Consider the following 18828-nt stretch of genomic DNA (forward strand, 5'->3'; position numbering starts at 1 on the left):
ATCGTGGAGCGGCAGGGTCTGCTGCACGAATAGGTGACATCTGAGTTGGCTTGCCCAGTGCGGGCGGGCTGGAAGGATGTCCTTGTGCCCAGGCCTTACCCTCAAGAGTTCCGCGACGATGTTGTGCGTGTGGCCCGCAACCGCGACGACGGCGTGACGATCGAGCAGATCGCCACCGATTTTGGTATCCATCCGATGACGTTGCACAAGTGGATGCGTCGAGCCGATATCGATGAGAGCACCAAGTCTGGGAAGAGCAGCGGCGAAGCCGGTGAGCTGCGCGAGGCGCAGCGTCGGATCAAGTTGTTGGAGCAGGAGAACGAGGTGCTGCGCCGGGCCGCGGCGTACCTGTCGCAGGCCAATCTGCCGGGAAAAGGCTCTACCCGCTCGTGAAAGAGCTCGCCGCGGACGGGATCCCCGTCGCGGTGACGTGCCGGGTCCTGCAGCTCGCCCGCCAGCCCTATTACCGCTGGCTGGCCCAGCCTGTCACCGACGCCGAGCTCGTCGAGGCCTACCGCGCCAACGCCCTGTTCGACGCCCACCGCGATGATCCGGAGTCGGCTACCGTTTCTTGGTCGCCGAGGCCGGCGATGCCGGTCAGCCGATGGCCGAACGGACCGCGTGGCGGATCTGCGCGGACAATGGCTGGTGGAGCGTCTTCGGCAAGCGTAAGCGCGGTAAGAACGGCAAGACTGGCCCACCGGTACATGACGATCTGGTGGGCCGGGATTTCACCGCTGAGGAGCCAAATCAATTGTGGCTTACCGACATTACCGAACACCACACGGGCGAAGGCAAGCTTTACCTGTGTGCATCAAGGACGTCTTCTCCAACCGGATCGTCGGCTACAGCATCGACTCCAGGATGAAGTCACGTCTGGCCGTCCAAGCCCTCAGCAGTGCGGTGGCCCGCCGCGGTGAGGTCGCCGGGTGCGTGGTCCACAGCGACCGCGGCAGTCAATTTCGCAGCCGGAAATTCGTCCGCGTCCTGGGGTACCACGGCATGGTCGGCTCCATGGGCCGTGTTGGGGCGGCCGACGACAACGCCGCCATGGAGAGCTTCTTTTCCCTGCTGCAGAAGAACGTCCTGGACCGCCGCCGCTGGGATACCCGCGAGCAGTTGCGCATCGCGATCGTCACCTGGATCGAGCGGACCTATCACCGGCGCCGCCGGCAGGTCGGCCTGGGGCGGTTGACCCCCATCGAATTCGAAGCAATCATGACCACACCGGCCAGTCAGGCCGCGTGACCCAAACTGTCACCTGATCGTGCAGCAGACCCGAACTGCTGCTGGTCGGCTTCTTCGTCAGCATCGGGTTTCAGGGGCTGCGCACCATCGAGAACGTCACGGTTGGCCTGCTGCTCCTGCTGCTTCTGCCGCTCCAGGCGGTGCTCTACTGGCTGCTGCTGTGGCTGCTCGGGATGCGCAACCGCACGAGTGTCCTGGCGGGCCTGCTGTTGTCGAACTACTCGGAGTTCGCGCTCATCGTCGTCGCGATGGGGGCCGAAGCCGGCTGGCTCTCCCACCACTGGCTGCTCTCGCTGGTGATCGCCGTATCGGCCGGGTTCATCGTGTCGTCGGTGGTCAACCCTAGAACCGTGTCCTGGGCGTCACGGCTCGCGCAGAGGCTGCCGGCCCGGCCGCCGGACAAGATCCACCCTGAGGACCGGCCCGTCGAGGTCGGGGACGCGTCCGCGATCGTCTTGGGCATGGGACGGGTCGGCCGGGCGACCTGTGCCCAACTTGAGGAGGAGCACGGGTACAAGGTGCTCGGCGTCGAACATGACCCGCACCGCGTCCGCTTCCTGCAAACGCAGGGCTTCAACGTCGTCGAGGGCGACGCCACGGACTACGACTTCTGGACCCGGGTCGTGCACAACCCGAACGTCAAGATCATCGTGCTGGCCATGCCAGCGCAACACGCCAACATCGATGCGCTGCAGGAGCTTCGCCGCATCGGCTATCCGAGCGGCACAGTCGCCGCCGTCGCGCTCTACCGCGAAGATGTCGAGGAGTTGGAGGGGCTCGGCGTGGACATCGTCGTACACCTGTACGCGGGGGCGGGCGAGGCCCTGGGACCGCGCCGCCGAGGCCCAGGAGTCGCGTGGTGCGAAGGAGGAGACCGCCGACGACGATGGGCCATAGCAGGTTCGCTGGGCCCGCCGTCCAAGCTGTGATCTCACCCGGTCTGGGAGCCGGCGCGCCGGCGCTCGGTGAGCACCCGCCACACCCAGGTGGAGGGCACGACCCGAGCCGTCGCAACGTACTCGAGGGTGGCTGGATAGAACAGTGCTTCGGAAAGATCGATCAACCCGTCGCCCTTGCCGGCGAGCAGCAACTGGTCGCCGACGCACAAACTCGTATCATCGTCCGGCGTCAGGATCAGCTCCGTACCGCGCACGATGAGCAGGATCCTGACGGGCAACGGTCTGGAGCGGTCATCGGAATCGCGCAACAGGGCACCTACGGTGAGCTCGTGGTCCGCGAGCCAGCGCACCACGGCCGGCGCCTCGGCGTCCGACAGAGTGATGACGTCGCGCTTCGGAACCCGGCGGCCGCATCGCTCGACCAGCTGATCCCGGGTTCGCATTGCCCACTCATCGTCCTGCTGCACTGCCTCCTCGATGAACCGCCAGAAGTTCGGGTGGACGATCCGCGCCAGCGCCTCCCGGGCCACCAGGTCGGTCGGGACGAACACGGAGTCCACATCCAGCGCCATCAGCAACGGCTTATGCATGCTGTCTTGCTTGCTGGCGGACCGAGACGAATGCATCGCAGTTGGCCAGTCGGGCACTTTCGGCCAGCGCGATGTTGGTCATGTCGTTGTCGGTGCCTGCTACAAGGCCGACCGAGTCGCGGAGTTCCGGCTCGTCGTCGGTAGGCCCGATCTGGTCGACCTCCAGTCCCGAGGCGCGCAGGTCCGACGTCACCTGCTCCGCAAACTCCCCGTCGCCGTACACCAGCCAGCGACCCCGGACCAAGCCGGTGCGCAGATCCGGCAGCTGGTGCTGGTCGTTGTCCATCAGCCACATCAGCAGCTGGTAGATGACGGGTCGGTGCAGCAGCAACGCCAGGTAGCCGCCGTACCGGTCGTGCGGGTTGATCACCGCGGCTGGGGCGAAGTCTTCCATCCGCTGCTGGACCGCCGGGTTGAGGCAGCTGGCGATGACAGGGATGTCGGGACGCAACAGCGTGACCGCCATCACGACAGCGAGATTCGCGTCGTCGTCGCCGGTAAGCGCCAGGACCCCTTGGCAGTTGGCCCGACCGAGTCCGGCCAGGCCCAACACGGCTGGGTTCTGGCAATCCCCCTCCAGCGCAGCCACATCCGCAGTCAGGGCGTCGATGACGACCGAATTCACGCGACGTTGCCGGATGTCGACCACCACGAACCGCCGACGCTGCTCATCCAACCCCAAACTCACCATTCGGCCGGCCTGGCCGTAGCCGAGGATCAGCCAGAACGGCTCCCTGAGTCGGCGGACCTGCCGACGGAACCGCTGCTCCGACACGGCGTCTTGGAACGCTGTGTCCCTGAACGCCGAGAGCAGTGCACCGATCGCGTACGCCCACGCAATCACCAACATGAAGATGGACAAGATGAGCCACATCCGCTGTGGACAGCTGAACGAATACGGGACCTCGCTGTAGCCGACCGTCGTCAGCGTGATCGCCATCTGATAAAAGGAGTCGAATAACGTCAGGTACTGCGGCTTGCCGTCGACCTCCGGGCCCGGCATCAGCATCACGCCCGCGACGTTGAAGCTGAACGTCACGATCACGAAGATGAACGGTGCCCGCATCCGGCGCAGGAGGACGAACACGGCGTCGGTCGTCTCGACCCCGGTCGGTACCTCCACCGGCTTGCGCACGCGCGGCTCGACCTTCCGCGGCCGGAAGTTCAAAAGGTGAATCGGTTGGGCCATCGGTCAACGGCGCCGGAAGGAGGCGGTTTCGACCACCAACAGGACCACGGACACCAGGTTGGCCAACAGTGCCCCACCGGATAGCGAGACCATGCTCGCGGTGTGCTCGACATTGAGTCCCTCAGCGGACACCTGGGTGGCCCACACCCAGACCGCGGCAGCCGCGATCAGTTGCAGCACCGCGACCAGACTGGTGGCCAAGTGGACCGCACCGATCTGGGTCCGGTCTCCGAACTTCAGCACGGTCGCGATCAGATTGACGATCACGGCTGCGAAAAGTTCGAAGACGTTATGGATGCGCGCATCGGAGATGTCGCCCACGAAGAAGCCGAAGTTCAAGGTGGCCGCCAGCACCACGAAGAAGCCGAACACCACCTTCTCGAGGTTCACCCTGCGCAGCCTATCGAGGATTCCGGCAGTTGGGGGGCCAGGGTCCGCCTTCGTAGCTCATCGTCACCGCGTTCAGGATGGCTCGTCGCTGGGCCTCCGAGAGGCTTCGGAGCAGATCGGCACACCAGACGAGGACGTATCCTTGGAGCGATCGCGGCAGCCGCTGTCCGCGGAGGTCACCGGATCCGCGTGTCATCGTCGCCTCCTTCCGCACCTTGCATGACGCCACGGCCTCATCCTGCTCGACTGCCTGCACCATTCCGCGCTCCCCCGCGAAACCGCAACGGGATCGCGTACGTCCTGGCCCACCGCGCCATCGTTGAGGTACTGACCCCATGTTCACAGGCCAGGTCTGGAAGCGGTCGGCCATGGGTCACGTACTCGGTGTAGAGCCAGTCGCGTTCGATGGCGTGCTTGGTTGTTCGTCCGACGTCGCGTAGGTCAATCTTGTAATCGTCCGCAAGGCGGGCCATGGTTTGTCGGCTCACGCCCGCGTCATGGGCGATGTCACGCAAGCTCTTTCGCTGGGTTTCGTAGTGGTCGATGAATCGCTGCCGAGGATAGGCGTGCTTCGCGGCGACTTGCTCGTCGGGCAACCCGAATACTTTGGTGGGTACGAACTTTTCGTAGCTGCGTAGGCCGAATAGACCAAGGCCATCGAGCCATTCTGCTATTGGGTTGCGCTTGCCGTGGTTCAGGCGATAGGGAGCTGGCAGCCGAAGTGTCGTCACGCGTGCAGCTGCGTACTCATCCCGGATCGATGTTATGCCGAAGTGGGCCGCTGCTATGGTCACCGCGGCGAGGTTCGCCTCATCGATGGACGCATACCGGATCGGCTGCCGTCTCACGCAGGACCCGTCACCGATCATGTGCGCCAACATGATCACCTCTGAATCGTACATACGCTGCGGGTGCGTCGGCTCGTCCAACCGGCGTAGAACCGCAATTCTGCTACCAGTGGCCAACTCCGGCACCGGCGCCCAGCCATCGATCTTCAGGATCTGTTGACTCGCCGGCAGTTCCAGCTGACGCCCAGACGCCAGTTTCAGCCGGCGCACTTCTCGATCGCCGACCGAGAATCGGCCCGGCACCTTCTGGCGGATGAGGCGCAACCGCTCGTCTACCGACCACAAAAGTGGTTGCTCACCGGTGCGCATCAAGTCGTGCAGGGGGACGTCAAACCCATTGTCAGCTCGGGCAACTCGCATCTGCAGAGGCATGGTGGCGCATGGAGGTCGCTCCGGGGCGGCGCACGACGCCCGTTCCTCATGTACCGTCTCGAGGTCCAGCTCACCAGCAATGCTCGAATCATCATGCGATGTCATGGCTCGAACTTACCGAGCGCCACCGACAGGATCTGCACCGAAAGCTCAATGCCATCAACTAGTTTCAGTCTCAGACACCGGGTCGGTTGCTGACAAATAGAGCGGAGGGGGCACCCATCTCACCAGCGCCTGCCGTAGCCGCTGCGGCTCCTACCGCGCCATATTCGTAAACCGCGACAAGTGCAGCTGATGCGCCACCGTGATTGTCGCCGTAGGTCCGTTGCGATGCTTGCCCAAAATGATGTCGGCTTCGCCGCCTCGTGGGTCGTCGCGATCGAACGCATCGGGCCGGTGAAGCAGCATCACCATGTCCGCATCCTGTTCCAAACTACCGCTTTCGCGCAGGTCAGAGACCTGCGGACGCTTATCGGTACGTTGCTCGGGCCCACGGTTCAGCTGGCTGATCGCCACCACCGGGACCTCGACCTCTTTGGCCATCAACTTGAGTTGGCGGGAGAAGTCCGAAACTTCCTGCTGACGGGACTCGTACTTCTTGCCGGAGCTCATCAGCTGCATGTAGTCGACCACAATGAGCCGCAGATCCGATTTCTGCGAAAGACGTCGCGCCTTGGCCCGGATCTCCATCATCGTCAGGTTCGGCGAATCGTCGATAAACAGTGGCGCTTCACTGATTTCGCTCATCCGCCGCGCCAGCCTGGTCCAGTCGTCGTCGCTCATCCGGCCCGATCGCATATCGGCGAGCTTGATCTTCGCCTCGGCTGACAGCAGCCGCATGACGATCTCGGACTTACTCATCTCCAGCGAGAAGATGACGCTCGACATCCGGTGCTTGATCGAGCAGGAGCGCATGAAATCCAGTGCAAGCGTGGATTTCCCAACACCAGGTCTAGCCGCAATGATCACCATCTGCCCGGCATGCAAACCGTTGGTGACCTCGTCGAGTTCGGTGAACCCTGTCGGCACGCCCCGGGCGACGCCACCGTTGGAGGCAATCGCGTCGATCTCGTCCATCGTCGGCTGCAGCAGGTCTTCGAGCGGGACAAAGTCCTCGGTGGTGCGCCGGTCGGTGACGTCGTACATCTCGGCCTGGGCGCGGTCGACCACCTCGGCCACATCGGCGCCCTCGGCCCCCGCGTAGCCGTACTGGACCACGCGGGTGCCGGCCTCCACCAGCCGGCGCAGCAGCGCCTTCTCCGCCACGATGCCGGCGTAGTAGCCGGCGTTGGCCGCCGTCGGCACCGTCGAGATCAGGGTGTGTAGATACGGCGCCCCTCCGATGCGGCGCAGCAGGCCGCGGCGGTCCAACTCGGCGGCCACAGTGACGGCGTCGGCGGGCTCACCGCGCCCGTAGAGGTCCAGAATCGCGTCGTAGACGTTCTGATGCGCCGGACGGTAGAAGTCCCCGGGGCGCAGCCGCTCCAGGACGTCGGCGATCGCGTCCTTGCTCAGCAGCATGCCGCCAAGCACCGACTGCTCTGCCGCCATGTCCTGCGGCGGCTGCCGACCGAAGTCCTCGCTGGGAGGCGCGTCCATCCCCTGTTGTCCGCGATCGTCAACTACGGCCATACGGCTTCCGCGCCCCCTACCCTCATGCAACCAAACACCTGTTCGACACCATGGAGTGACGGTAAACCCGGCCGCCGACAGTGTGCACCGCCAGACTCCCTGGGACCCGACCCCGCGCCGCTTCGCGCCGAGTTGACCGTAGACGTTGCTGAGGGGCAGCGGAACCAGGCCTGTTAGCGAACCTGTGCACTGCGTGTGGATAGCTGTGCGCAACCATGTTAGGGGGGTGGGGAGAACCTGTGGAGCAATGTTCAATTTTGGAGCATCACTGCAGTTACGCGCACCATACGACGTGTTCCAGGCTGTGGATGAGAATCGCTACGGCGTGTCGGGTCAGGTTGCGGTCTCGGGCGTGTTGTGTTGCGCGGAGCAATGCGTCAGGTAAACAGCAGGTGAGGTTCGCTGCGCACAACAAGCGAAGGGCAGTTCGCTAGCAGATACAGCAACTCCCCGGTGGTCGGCCACGAGGGCGACCACCGGGGAGTATTGACACTGCAGCTTAAAAGCGGCGACGTCGACGGGTCGATTACCCGGCGACGACGTCCAACGTCACGGTGGCGGTCAGACCCGTGTGCAGGTCCACCTCTACCGGGTAGGTGCCCAGAGTCTTGATGTGGCCCTTGGGCAGCGGCACGGCGCGCTTGTCCAGGCTGGGTCCGCCGGCCTTCTTGATGGCCGACACCACGTCGCCGGCGGTGACCGAACCGAACAGCTTGCCGGAATCGCCGGCGGTCTTCACGGGCAGCGATACCGAGCCCAGGCCCTCGAGCGCGGCCTTGAGTTCCTTGGCGTGGTCGAGGTCGCGCACGGTCTTGATCTCTTGCGCCCGACGAATCTCGTCGGCCTGACGCTGGGCGCCGCGGGTGGCCAGAATGGCCAGTCCGCGGGGCAGCAGGAAGTTGCGGCCGTAGCCGTCCTTCACCTCAACGGCGTCACCCGGCGAACCCAGATGGTCCACCTCAGCGGTGAGAATGAGCTTCATAATCTGGTGTTTCCGTTCCTGACGAGTCGCGCTCAGCGAGTAGTTGAAGTGAAGGGCAGCAGCGCCACCTCGCGGGCGTTCTTCACGGCGATAGCGACGTCGCTCTGATGCTGCACGCAGTTACCGGTCACCCGACGGGCACGGATCTTGCCGCGCTCGGAGATGTAGGTGCGCAGCAGTTGGGTGTCCTTGTAATCAATGATCTGGTTCTTGCCCTTTTTGGAGCAGAAGATGCATTTGCGTGTCTTGATCGGCTTTTCGGGCGCGGGACGACGCTTATTGGTCTTGGCCATCGTTGTTCTCTTTCTTTACTGCTAAAGGTGTACGTGCACGTATTTAGAAGGGGGGCTCGTCGTCGGCCCCGCCGAAGGAACCCGATGCCGGGGCGCTGCCCCAGGGGTCCTCGGCCGGTGCTGACGCGCCGCCGCCACCGCCGTTGGCGGCCGCCGGACGAGACTGTCCGCCGCCACCGCCGCCGCCGAATCCGCCTCCGCCGCTACCGCTACCGCCGCGGCTGGCCTTGTTGACCTTGGCCGTCGCGTAGCGCAGCGAGGGGCCGATCTCGTCGACCTCGAGTTCCATCACCGTGCGCTTCTCGCCCTCGCGGGTCTCGAACGACCGCTGCTTGAGCCGGCCCTGGACAACCACGCGAGCACCGCGGGTCAGGCTCTCGGCGACGTTCTCGGCCGCCTCACGCCAGATGCTGCACCGCAGGAACAGCGCCTCGCCGTCTTTCCACTCGCCGCTTTGACGGTCGAACATGCGCGGCGTCGAGGCCACCGTGAAGTTGGCCACGGCAGCACCCGACGGGGTGAAACGCAGTTCGGGGTCGGCGGTCAGGTTTCCGACGACGGTGATAATGGTGTCACCAGCCACGGGGTCCTCCTCAAGTCCTAATGGAGCATCGGCATGCGTCTAGGCATTCGCAGGCGAGCCTACGGAAGCACGGTGACGCGCACCGGGCGATCAGCGCTTGTCGGTCCGCATCACTTTGGTGCGCAGGACCGCTTCGTTCAGGCCCAGCTGACGGTCGAGTTCGGTCACCGTGGCGGGTTCGGCCTTCACATCGATGATCGCGTAGATGCCTTCGGCATGCTTGGCGATCTCGTAGGCGAGCCGGCGCCGGCCCCAGATGTCGACCTTGTCGACCGAGCCGCCATCCTTGCGGATGACGTTCAAGAACGTTTCCAAAGACGGAGCTACTGTGCGCTCGTCAAGTGTGGGGTCAAGGATGACCATGATTTCGTATTGACGCATGGGAACCTCATCACCTCCTGTGGTCGTAGCGGCCACGGCGTGTTCCGTGGCAGGAGAGTCGCCTGCGTCGGCAACCGGCTCAGGCTACAGGAACGGGCGCTGCGCTGGGAAATCGGCGATCGGCGCCGAATCCTGGCGCACGCGCGGCCGCAGCCGGCGCGGTAGCCAGCGCGGCGGCGCATCGGGCGCGCGGTCGAAGACGCCGCCGGCCGGGTCGTCGACGCGGCCGGACCAGCGCACCAGATCCAGCTCGGGCCGGTAGATCTGCCGGATCACCAACACACACAACGCCAGCACCGCGATGTCGCGCAGCAGCACCGTCGTGGTGAACCACTGCTCGGGTAGCCCCCGGTTGGCCTCGCCGTACAGGTAGTACATCCGCGGCACCCACACCAGCGCGTCGATGGTCATCCACGCCAACAGGATTCGCCGATGCGGCAGCGCGAGCACCGCCAACGGCACCAGCCACAGCGAGAACTGCGGGCTCCACACCTTGTTGGTCAACAGGAACGCGGCCACCACCAGGAACGCCAGTTGCGCGACCCGTGGGCGTTGCGGCGCGGTCAACGCGATGTAGCCGACCCCGACGCAACACAGCACGAACAGCACCGCGACCACGGTGTTGAGCACCACCGGCGGTTCCCAGAACCCCAGGTCCGGGTCGAAGCCCCGCCACCCGGTGAAGGACTTCACCACGTTGTAGAGCGAGTCCATGTCGTCGCCGCGGCGGGTGTTGAGCCGGAAGAACTCCGACCAACCCCGCGGGAACATCACCATGATCGGGAGATTGACCACCAGCCAGGCGGTGATCGCGGCCAGCGCCGCCCGGCCCACCCCGGCGAGCCGGCCGGTGCGAATCCCGAGCACCAACAGCGGCCCCAACAGCAGCAGTGGATACAGCTTTGCGGCCACCCCCAGGCCGATCAGCGCGCCGGCCAGGGCCGGTTTTCGCCGCGCCCAGGCCAGCATCGCCGCCGTCGCGAAAGCCACTGCCAGCGCGTCGAAGTTGGTGAAGATCTGGAAGATCACCAGCGGGGTGGCCGCCACCAGAGCGGCATCCCAGATCCGCCGGCCGGCCAGGCGCGCCGTGGCCCACACCGTCGCGAGCCACGCCAGCGCCAACCCGAGGGCGGCAATGTCGAAGAACACCACCACCTCGGCGACCATCGGCAGCGCGATCGTCGCGCTCAACGCGGTGTAGGTCTTGGCCAACGCCATCGACACGTACTGGTAGAGCCCGGTGAGCACCGGATATTCCATGTAGCGCACGGCCGGGGTGCCGTCGTACTGCACGCGTTGCTCGCCGGTGCTGTCGGTCTCCAGCCAACTGGACTTGTAGGGAAACTTGCCCTGGCTCAACAACTCTGCGCCGTAGAGCGGCACGGTGTCGGAGTAACACAGCTGATAGTAGGCGCGCTGATTGTCCCAATTGGCCACCCGCTGCGCGGGGTTGCCGTCGCCGATGGTCTGCAGGCACGGCGCCTTGGTGGCCCACCCCAACGCCAGGAACACCAGCGCCAGCGCGAACAGCACCCGCAGCGGCGTCAGGAAACGGGCCCGGCCGATCAGCGCGTGCCGGCCCACCGGCCCCCCGACGACATCCGAGAGCGCCGCCCCCAAAGGGTCGGTGCGGCTTGGCAAGTCACGGTCGGCGGCGCTGCGAAGATCGCTGGCCAAGGGCAGCGGTGAAACCGTTGCACCGTCCCGTTCCGGTGGTTCCTGCAGAACGGGTTCGTCAGCGTCCTGGCGCCCCTGGGTCACGGTGGCGGCGGCGGCGGGGGCGGTACGGGGGCGTTCGGGTCAAACGGCGCGCCGGGCGGTGGCGGCGGCAGCGGCGGTCCGGCCGGCACCGTCGTCGGCGGCCCGATCGGGATGGTGATCCCGGGCGCCACTTCGATGCTCGGCTGGATCACCTGCCCCGGCTGCGGTGGCAGCGGCGTCGGCGGCTCGTCGGTGGCCGGGTCCCGGGGCGGCGGCGGGGCCGCCGGCACGCCCGCATACCCCCCGATCGAATCGGGCTTGGGGAACGTCTCCTGGTCGGTGCCCTGCAGCGCGCCGTCCATCGTGTCTTTCCAGATATCGGACGGGATGCCCGAGCCGTACACCGAACCGCCCCACTGATTCACCAGCGGCTTGGTGCCCTCGGTGGTGCCGACCCACACTGCCGTCGACAACGACGGGGTGTAGCCGACCATCCAGGCGTCGCGGTTGTCGCCGGTGTCGCCGAGCTGATTGGTGCCGGTTTTGGCCGCCGACGGACGCCCGCCGGCCAGCGCGTGGCCACCCGAGTACGCGGCGATCGGCTGCATGGCGGAGGTGGCGTTGTCGGCGACGGACTCGTCGATGCGCTGCTCGCCGCTGTTGTCCTGGCCGCCGGCGTCGAAGAGCACGTCGCCGTCGGAGTTGACGACCTTCTGCACGAAGTGCGGGGTGCGGTACACCCCGGATGCGGCCAGCGTGGCGTACGCCGAGGCCATGTCGATGACCCGCGACTGGTACTGGCCCAGCACGACGCCGTTGTTGGGCGGGCCGCCCTGGCCGTCCTCGCTCAGGGTGTGCTCGACGCCGGGAAAGCTGGTGGCGATGCCGGCGCGGTGCGCCGCGTCGGCGACATCCGCGGGTCCGTTCTCGAGTTTGAGCATCAGTCGGTAGTAGCTGGTGTTCAGCGAGCGCTTGAGCGCCTCGGCGATATTGCAGGTGCCGCAGCTGCCGCCCTCGACGTTGCTGATCTCGATGCCGTTGACGGTCAGCGGGGAGCTGTCGATCTGATAGCCGAGGCCCATACCCTGTTCGAGCGCGGCGACGAGCGCGAACACCTTGAACGCCGACCCAGTGGGCAGACCCGCCTGCGCAAAGTCGAACCCGTTGGCGTCCGAACCGCCGTAGTAGGCCCTGACCCCGCCGGTCTTGGGGTCGATCGAGACGACCGCGGCGCGCATGTCCCGGTCCTGGCCCTCCAGCGCATCGGTCACCGCCTCCTCGGCCGCGGCCTGGGCCTGCGGGTCGATCGTGGTGGTGATCTGCAGGCCCTCGGTGTTGAGTTGCTGCTCGCTGATGTTGAACAGATCCAGCAGTTCGCGGATGACCTGGCGTTCGATCAGGCCGTTGGGCCCGGTGGTCTGGTTGGCGTTGCGCGCCAGATCGGGCGGCACCGTCGCCGGGAACACCTGCTCGGCGCGGACCTGCGGCGAGAGCGCGCCGATCTCCACCATCCCGTCGAGCACCCAGTTCCAGCGGTCGGCGGCACCCTCGGGGTCGACGGCGGGGTCCAGCGTCGACGGCCGCTGAATGAGCGCCGCGAACAGCGCACCCTCGGCGATGGTCAGTTCCTCGACGGGCTTGTCGAAGTACGCCCGCGAGGCGGCCGCGATCCCGTAGGCGCCGCGGCCGAAATAGATGATGTTCAAATACGATTCGAGGACCTGGTCCTTGGACCACTCGCCGGACATCTTGGTGGAGATGACGAGTTCCTTGGCCTTGCGCACCAGGCCGCCGACGCCACTGCGCTGATCGCCGACGAGCGCGTTCTTCACGTACTGCTGGGTGATGGTCGAACCGCCCTGCACGTCCCTGCCGAGGATGTTGTTGCGGAAGGCGCGGGCGAACCCGGTAAAGGAGAAGCCGGGGTTGCTGTAGAAGTCCCGGTCCTCGGCGGCCATCACGGCCTGCCGGACGTGGACCGGGATCTGGTCGATCTTGACGTCGACCCGGTTGCCCTCCGGGGGCACGATCTTGGCCAACTCGGACCCGTCGCTGGCGACGATCGTCGACACCTGGTTGGTGCGGATGTCGCCGGGCTTGGGGACCTTGACGATGGTGTAGGCCATCCCGAAGGTGATCAACGGCAACAGCAGGAACAGCACCGCGCACACCGTGGCGCCGCGGCGCACCCAGCGCCAGTTGATCTGCAGGGGCGGGCGGCCCGGTCCACCGCCGTCGCCGCCGGAGCCGCCCCGGCCGGGTCGGTCCTTCGGCGGCTTGGGCGGGGGTGGGGCGCCGTCGAGGGCGGCCTTGACCACGTCGATGGGGTCGCGCCAGCGCGGGTCGGAATCCGCCCGCACCGGGGGGATCACCGCGGTGGGCCGCAGATCCGGCGGCGGGCCCTCGCGGCGCGCGGCGTGCCGCCCACCGCCGGTTCGGGGCGGGCCGGCAGGTTCAGCGGGGCCACGGCGCTCGGCGGGACCGCGGCGCTCGGACGGCGCGGGCTGCTGCCACGGCGGTCGGTGGCTGTCGGTGCGGCGCTCATCGGCAGGCGGTGCCCCCTTGGGAGCATCACTGGCTGACCGGTCGTGGCGCCCTTCGCTATTCACTGGCCGTGCGCGCGCTGTCGCGCGCCGTCCGGGTGCGGCGCTTGGCGGGGGCGCTCTTCGGCGTCCGCGGCGCGCCAAGCACGTACGACTTGACCAAGTGGTTCCAGCTGCAGGTTCGGCATACTTCCACCACGTGTACAGCAAATTCGTCGAATCGCGTAGCCAGCAGCACTAGTTCCTCGGCCGAGCGCGCCGAACCGGACACCGCACCGAGGTGCTCGCCGAACACCCACGACACCAGCGTCAGCTGCTCCTTACGGCAAATCGGGCACATGACCGAGCTGGGTTTTCCGTGATATTTGGCGGCCCGCAGCAGGTAGGGGTTGGCGTCACACACCTCGGTGACGCCGGTACGGCCGGAATACACCTCGGCCAGCAGTGATCGCCGCCGCAAGGCGTAGTCCACCACCTGTCGCTGCAGTCGCACGTTGACCAGAGTACGTCGGCCCGCTATTCGCCGAGGCTCGACGGGCCGCACGCCGCCTCCGCGGACAGCGCGTCAACATGGCGTCGACCTCTTACGATCGTGGGGTGGCGACACGTCAGACGGCCAATACCCGCGCTAAGGACAGTGACCGAAACGACACCTGCAAGGTGCTCGACAGCGCGCTGGCGGACGGCCAACTCTCCGGTGAAGAGCACCGTCAACGCGTCGCGTCCGCGACCTCGGCGGCCACCCTGGGCCAGCTCGCCGCGCTGGTCGACGATCTGCAGAATGCGAACGCTCCGGTTCAGCTGCCCTCGCTGCAGCGGCCGGCGGCGCGCGGCCGGGGCGCCCTGGCGGCGGTGGCCGCGGTGCTGGTGCTGCTGGGCATCGGCATCGGGTGGGGGTTCTTCGGGGGCTCGGGGTCGACGCCGGGGGCCGCGGCCGGCGATCCCGGCGCACGCCCCGACGGCATTGCCCCCGTCGTCCTGACACCGCCGCGGCAGCTGCACTCGCTGGGCGGGCTGACGGGGCTCTTCGAGCAGATGCGGCAGAAGTTCGGCGACACCATGGGATACCGCGCGGTGATCTATCCCGACTACGCGTCGGTGAACCGTCTCGACCCGACCGAGGAACGCCGTGAGCTCTCCTACTCCTACCGCGGCGGGTGGGACGACCCGTCGTCGTCGGCCAAGAGCGACAACGCCCGCCTGGTGGATCTCAGCCGGTTCGACCACCGGGCGATCGTCGGGGTGCTGCGCGGCGCGCCGGAGACGCTGGGCCTCAAACCTGCCGACGTCACGACCAGCTACCTGATCGTTGACCCGTCCGGCGATCCCGCGACGCCGGAGGCGGTGGAGATCTCGGTGTACATCTCCAGTGAATTCGGGTCCGGCTCGATCGAACTGAATCCCGACGGCAGCCAGAAGCGGATTTCCTACCCCTGAGCTGTGCGATTTACCCGCACCGAGCGTGCGTAGTACCGGGGATTTTGCGGCGTGTCGGGCCGGGGACGCGCCCGCTCGCGGAGTTTTTCGGGGGTAGCCACTTGGTTTTCAATATATCGGCGCGATACAGTTTTGCGAGGTGTCGATCCGCCCTAACGGCGTGACGTATCCACAACTGCTGCGGGAGGTGATTTGAGTGCTCGAACTTGCCATCTTGGGCTTGCTGCTTGAATCGCCGATGCATGGTTATGAGCTGCGCAAGCGGCTGACCGGCCTGCTCGGGGCGTTCCGGGCGTTCTCGTACGGCTCGCTGTATCCCGCGCTGCGGCGCATGCAGGCCGACGGTCTCATCGTCGAGGACGCCGCCCCGGAGGGCACCACGAAGCTCCGCCGCGCTCGTCGCGTCTACCAGCTCACCGACACCGGCCGGCAGCGCTTCACGGAACTGGTCGCCGATACCGGCCCGCAGAACTACACCGACGACGGCTTCGGTGTGCACCTGGCCTTTTTCAACCGCACTCCCGCCGAGGCGCGGATGCGGATCCTGGAAGGTCGACGCCGCCAGGTGGAGGAACGCCGCGAGAGCCTCCGGGAGGCGATCGCGCGGGCCAGCAGTTCGTTCGACCGCTACACCAAGCAGTTGCACCAGCTCGGTCTGGAATCCAGCGAGCGCGAAGTGAAATGGCTCAACGATCTGATCGCCGCTGAGCGCAACACCCAGACCCGTACCGATCAACCCTGACCGCTGAGCAGTACCGAACTACGGCAGTACCGGATAAAGGAGAACACTCATGAGTGAGAACAACGCGACTGCGGCGTCAAATGCGTCCCAGGATGTGCGGGTCGCCATTGTCGGCGTCGGTAACTGCGCGTCCTCGCTTGTGCAGGGCGTGCAGTACTACGCCGACGCCGACGCCAACGCCAACGTCCCGGGTTTGATGCACGTCAAGTTCGGCCCGTACCACGTGCGCGACGTCAAGTTCGTCGCCGCGTTCGACGTCGACGCCAAGAAGGTCGGCTTCGACCTCTCCGAGGCGATCTTCGCCTCGGAGAACAACACCATCAAGATCGCCGATGTGCCGCCGACCGATGTCGTCGTGCAGCGCGGTCCGACCCTGGACGGCATCGGCAAGTACTACGCCGAGACCATCGAGATCTCCGACACCGACCCGGCCGACGTGGTCAAGGTGCTCAAGGACGCCAAGGTCGACGTCATGGTGTCCTACCTGCCGGTGGGCTCCGATGACGCCGGCAAGTTCTACGCCCAGTGCGCCATCGACGCCGGGGTGGCCTTCGTCAACGCGCTGCCGGTGTTCATCGCCTCCGACCCCGTGTGGGCCAAGAAGTTCGAGGACGCCGGTGTGCCGATCGTCGGCGACGACATCAAGAGCCAGATCGGCGCCACCATCACCCACCGCGTGATGGCCAAGCTGTTCGAAGACCGCGGCGTGACGCTGGACCGCACCTACCAGCTCAACGTCGGCGGCAACATGGACTTCAAGAACATGCTCGAGCGCGAGCGCCTCGAGTCGAAGAAGGTCTCCAAGACCCAGGCCGTGACGTCGAACCTGACCGGGGCACTGGCCGGCAAGGTCGAGGACAAGAACGTCCACATCGGCCCGTCGGACCATGTCGCCTGGCTCGACGACCGCAAGTGGGCCTACGTGCGCCTCGAGGGTCGCGCCTTCGGCGACGTGCCGCTGAGCCTGGAGTACAAGCTCGAGGTGTGGGACTCGCCGAACTCGGCGGGCATCATCATCGACGCGGTGCGCGCGGCCAAGATCGCCAAGGACCGCGGCGTCGGCGGCCCGATCATCCCGGCCTCGGCCTACCTGATGAAGAGCCCGCCCAAGCAGCTCGCCGACGACGTGGCCCGCGAAGAGCTCGAGCGCTTCATCGCCGGATAATTCTGCGGCGTTGAGCCTGTGCTCACCGATTGCGTCACGCGCTTGAATCCAAGGCGCATTTCTGGACGGTGGGCGCAGCCTCATTGGGCGACACGGGCTATAAAGACGTGGTGTACACCGACGACGATTTGCCGGATCTCGACGAATTCGCCCTGCTGCCGGAGAACGCCGAGCAGCTCGGTATCCGCGACCTCCCGCCCGTGCGGCGCCTCGAGCACGGCCCGATCAGCGCGCTGAAGTTCGGTGACCAGCCGCCGCGCGTGCTGTTCCTGCACGGCGGCGGCCAGAACGCCCACACCTGGGACACCGTGGTGCTGGGTCTCGGACTGCCCGCGGTCGCGGTGGACCTGCCGGGCCACGGCCGTTCCGCGTGGCGCGAGGATGGCGACTACGGACCGAAACTCAACGCCGAGACGCTGCGCCCGGTGCTGCACGAGTGGGCCGCCGGCGTCGACCTGGTGGTCGGCATGTCGCTGGGCGGGCTGACCGCATTGCGCCTCGCTGCCACCGAACCCGCGCTGGTCCCCCAGTTGGTGCTGGTGGATGTGACGCCCTCGGCCCCCGAACGCCACGAGCAGATGACCAAGGCCCAGCAGGGTGCGGTCGCGCTGGTCCGTGGCGAACGGACCTTTCCCAGCTTCGCCGCGATGCTCGACGCCGCGGTCGCGGCGTCGCCGCACCGGGACCGCAAGTCGTTGCGCCGCGGGGTGTTTCACAACTCCAAGCGCCTGGACGACGGCACCTGGACGTGGCGCTACGACTCGTTCCGCAAGGGTGACGGGTTCGAGGGACTCTGGGACGACGTCCCGGCCATCACCATGCCCACCACCCTGGTGCGCGGCGCCAACTCATACTTCGTCAACGACGAGGATGCCGAGTCGTTCGCCAAGGGCGCGCCGGGCTTTCGGGAGACCATCGTGGTGCCCGACGCGGGACATTCGGTGCAAGGCGATCAGCCGCTGCGGCTCATCGAGATTCTGCGCGGCCTGCTCTGATCGGTTGCCGCGGCGCCAAATGCCGTAGCCGCCTGCGGCCGCGCTCGTGCGGTTACCTTGGTGAGGTGATTTGCCCCACCCGCACCATCGCCGAACGCTGAGATCCGGCCATGCCGAAGAACTATGGGATCAAGGACAAGGATCAGGTGGTCGCCCACGTGGTGAACCTGATCCTGACCGGCAAGCTGCGCACCGGCGATCGCATCGACCGCAACGAGGTGGCCGAGGACCTGGGCCTGAGTCGAGTTCCCGTGCAGGAGGCCGTGGTTCAGCTCGAACATGACGGCATCCTCACCACGCGGTACCACCGCGGTGCGTTCGTCGAACCCTTCGACGAGGACACCATCGTCGAACATCACGAGCTTTACGGTCTGCTCAACGGGATGGCCGCGGCACGCGCCGCCGCCCACCCCAACCCGGCGCTGCTCGAACGCCTCGAGTCGCTGCTGCGGCAGCTGCGGCTGCTCGGCGAGAATCGGTCGTTTCAGGAACTCGGCCACGAATACCGCTGCACGATCAACGAGGGCTACGCCGGACCGCGACTGCGCGCGCTGATCCGCTCGTCGCAGAACTTCGTCCCGCGCAGCCTCTGGAGCGCCTACGACGAGCGTCGCGGCGAGCTGATGGGCTTCTACGAGGCCGAGACCGAGGCGATCCGCCGCGGCGACCCCGACGCCGCCCGGGCCGCCAACCACGGCGCCGCCGCGGCCATGGCCGAGATCATGATCGCCGAACTGCGCCGACGCGGCGTCCTGGGCGACTTGCGGTCGCCCTGAAAAGAAGAGCCCGACACCCCGGCGCCCGGCGGGCTACGTTCGTGCCATGAGATTTGCCTTCC

The 18828-nt window shown here is 66.5% G+C and carries 20 protein-coding genes; 8 read left to right on the forward strand and 12 right to left on the reverse strand.

Translation table 11 applies throughout. The features are described from left to right. The first annotated feature begins 84 nt into the window (after positions 1-84). The 3 genes from RCP80_RS25695 to RCP80_RS25705 all read left to right on the forward strand — a co-directional run bounded on the left by RCP80_RS25695 (position 85) and on the right by RCP80_RS25705 (position 2177). The gene (locus RCP80_RS25695) at positions 85-393 is read left to right on the forward strand and encodes a transposase (protein ID WP_308483026.1); all 309 of its coding nucleotides are present in this window, start codon (positions 85-87) and stop codon (positions 391-393) included. A gap of 363 nt (positions 394-756) precedes the next feature. Beyond that, positions 757-1248 (forward strand): DDE-type integrase/transposase/recombinase, encoded by a 492-nt coding sequence (locus tag RCP80_RS25700; RefSeq protein WP_308480355.1) that lies wholly within the window; start codon positions 757-759, stop codon positions 1246-1248. A gap of 140 nt (positions 1249-1388) precedes the next feature. Continuing rightward, positions 1389-2177 (forward strand): NAD-binding protein, encoded by a 789-nt coding sequence (locus RCP80_RS25705; protein WP_308480356.1) that lies wholly within the window; start codon positions 1389-1391, stop codon positions 2175-2177. Between the two features lie 2 nt (positions 2178-2179). Here RCP80_RS25705 and RCP80_RS25710 read toward each other — a convergent pair whose 3' ends face one another. From RCP80_RS25710 to RCP80_RS25765, 12 genes are all read right to left on the reverse strand, one after another. Beyond that, positions 2180-2719, reverse strand: a complete 540-nt coding sequence (locus RCP80_RS25710; RefSeq protein ID WP_308480357.1) for a TrkA C-terminal domain-containing protein — start codon at positions 2717-2719, stop codon at positions 2180-2182. Between the two features lie 10 nt (positions 2720-2729). Beyond that, positions 2730-3872, reverse strand: a complete 1143-nt coding sequence (locus RCP80_RS25715) for a potassium channel family protein (protein WP_308480358.1) — start codon at positions 3870-3872, stop codon at positions 2730-2732. Positions 3873-3929: 57 nt separating this feature from the next. Continuing rightward, positions 3930-4316: a DUF6394 family protein gene (locus RCP80_RS25720; RefSeq protein WP_308480359.1), complete on the reverse strand. Its 387-nt coding sequence runs from the start codon at positions 4314-4316 to the stop codon at positions 3930-3932. A gap of 233 nt (positions 4317-4549) precedes the next feature. Beyond that, entirely contained in the window at positions 4550-5641 is a 1092-nt protein-coding gene (locus RCP80_RS25725) for a hypothetical protein (RefSeq protein WP_308480360.1), read from the reverse strand. A 150-nt stretch (positions 5642-5791) separates the two neighbouring features. Next, entirely contained in the window at positions 5792-7168 is a 1377-nt protein-coding gene (gene dnaB / locus RCP80_RS25730; protein ID WP_308480361.1) for a replicative DNA helicase, read from the reverse strand. Positions 7169-7694: 526 nt separating this feature from the next. Beyond that, positions 7695-8150 carry a 50S ribosomal protein L9 gene (gene rplI / locus RCP80_RS25735; protein WP_308480362.1) on the reverse strand — a complete coding sequence of 152 codons (456 nt, stop codon included), beginning with the start codon at positions 8148-8150 and terminating at the stop codon, positions 7695-7697. A gap of 32 nt (positions 8151-8182) precedes the next feature. Continuing rightward, positions 8183-8443, reverse strand: a complete 261-nt coding sequence (gene rpsR, locus RCP80_RS25740; RefSeq protein ID WP_308480363.1) for a 30S ribosomal protein S18 — start codon at positions 8441-8443, stop codon at positions 8183-8185. Between the two features lie 43 nt (positions 8444-8486). Further along, positions 8487-9026 carry a single-stranded DNA-binding protein gene (locus RCP80_RS25745; protein WP_308480364.1) on the reverse strand — a complete coding sequence of 180 codons (540 nt, stop codon included), beginning with the start codon at positions 9024-9026 and terminating at the stop codon, positions 8487-8489. Between the two features lie 90 nt (positions 9027-9116). After that, the gene (rpsF, locus tag RCP80_RS25750) at positions 9117-9407 is read right to left on the reverse strand and encodes a 30S ribosomal protein S6 (RefSeq protein ID WP_308483027.1); all 291 of its coding nucleotides are present in this window, start codon (positions 9405-9407) and stop codon (positions 9117-9119) included. Positions 9408-9491: 84 nt separating this feature from the next. Then, on the reverse strand, positions 9492-11132 hold the full coding sequence (locus RCP80_RS25755) for a glycosyltransferase family 87 protein (protein WP_308483028.1): 1641 nt from the start codon (positions 11130-11132) through the stop codon (positions 9492-9494). A gap of 32 nt (positions 11133-11164) precedes the next feature. Continuing rightward, positions 11165-13717 (reverse strand): transglycosylase domain-containing protein, encoded by a 2553-nt coding sequence (locus RCP80_RS25760; protein ID WP_373693415.1) that lies wholly within the window; start codon positions 13715-13717, stop codon positions 11165-11167. After that, complete coding sequence (locus RCP80_RS25765) at positions 13710-14144, reverse strand: DUF5318 family protein (RefSeq protein WP_308480365.1); 435 nt, start codon at positions 14142-14144, stop codon at positions 13710-13712. The genes RCP80_RS25760 and RCP80_RS25765 overlap by 8 nt, the downstream gene beginning before the upstream one ends. 77 nt (positions 14145-14221) lie before the next feature. Between RCP80_RS25765 and RCP80_RS25770 the strand changes: the two genes are divergently transcribed. The 5 genes from RCP80_RS25770 to RCP80_RS25790 all read left to right on the forward strand — a co-directional run bounded on the left by RCP80_RS25770 (position 14222) and on the right by RCP80_RS25790 (position 18766). Further along, positions 14222-15088 (forward strand): DUF1707 SHOCT-like domain-containing protein, encoded by an 867-nt coding sequence (locus RCP80_RS25770; RefSeq protein ID WP_308480366.1) that lies wholly within the window; start codon positions 14222-14224, stop codon positions 15086-15088. Positions 15089-15284: 196 nt separating this feature from the next. After that, positions 15285-15830 carry a PadR family transcriptional regulator gene (locus RCP80_RS25775; RefSeq protein WP_308480367.1) on the forward strand — a complete coding sequence of 182 codons (546 nt, stop codon included), beginning with the start codon at positions 15285-15287 and terminating at the stop codon, positions 15828-15830. A 49-nt stretch (positions 15831-15879) separates the two neighbouring features. Beyond that, a complete protein-coding gene (locus RCP80_RS25780) occupies positions 15880-16995 on the forward strand; it encodes an inositol-3-phosphate synthase (protein WP_308480368.1) in 1116 nt (371 codons plus the stop codon). A 110-nt stretch (positions 16996-17105) separates the two neighbouring features. After that, positions 17106-17990: an Rv0045c family esterase gene (locus RCP80_RS25785; protein WP_308480369.1), complete on the forward strand. Its 885-nt coding sequence runs from the start codon at positions 17106-17108 to the stop codon at positions 17988-17990. A 110-nt stretch (positions 17991-18100) separates the two neighbouring features. Further along, positions 18101-18766: a GntR family transcriptional regulator gene (locus tag RCP80_RS25790; RefSeq protein ID WP_308480370.1), complete on the forward strand. Its 666-nt coding sequence runs from the start codon at positions 18101-18103 to the stop codon at positions 18764-18766. Positions 18767-18828 lie beyond the last annotated feature (62 nt).

The sequence above is a fragment of the Mycolicibacterium sp. MU0053 genome (assembly GCF_963378095.1).
In the GTDB taxonomy this organism is placed as follows: Bacteria; Actinomycetota; Actinomycetes; order Mycobacteriales; family Mycobacteriaceae; genus Mycobacterium; species Mycobacterium burgundiense.

Coding starts and splice junctions, on each gene's coding strand:
- RCP80_RS25710 (WP_308480357.1), bottom strand. CDS start 2,719: ATGGCGCTGGATGTGGACTCCGTGTTCGTCCCGACCGACCTGGTGGCC.
- RCP80_RS25725 (WP_308480360.1), bottom strand. CDS start 5,641: ATGACATCGCATGATGATTCGAGCATTGCTGGTGAGCTGGACCTCGAG.
- dnaB (WP_308480361.1), bottom strand. CDS start 7,168: ATGGCCGTAGTTGACGATCGCGGACAACAGGGGATGGACGCGCCTCCC.
- rplI (WP_308480362.1), bottom strand. CDS start 8,150: ATGAAGCTCATTCTCACCGCTGAGGTGGACCATCTGGGTTCGCCGGGT.
- rpsR (WP_308480363.1), bottom strand. CDS start 8,443: ATGGCCAAGACCAATAAGCGTCGTCCCGCGCCCGAAAAGCCGATCAAG.
- rpsF (WP_308483027.1), bottom strand. CDS start 9,407: ATGCGTCAATACGAAATCATGGTCATCCTTGACCCCACACTTGACGAG.
- RCP80_RS25770 (WP_308480366.1), top strand. CDS start 14,222: ATGGCGTCGACCTCTTACGATCGTGGGGTGGCGACACGTCAGACGGCC.
- RCP80_RS25780 (WP_308480368.1), top strand. CDS start 15,880: ATGAGTGAGAACAACGCGACTGCGGCGTCAAATGCGTCCCAGGATGTG.
- RCP80_RS25790 (WP_308480370.1), top strand. CDS start 18,101: ATGCCGAAGAACTATGGGATCAAGGACAAGGATCAGGTGGTCGCCCAC.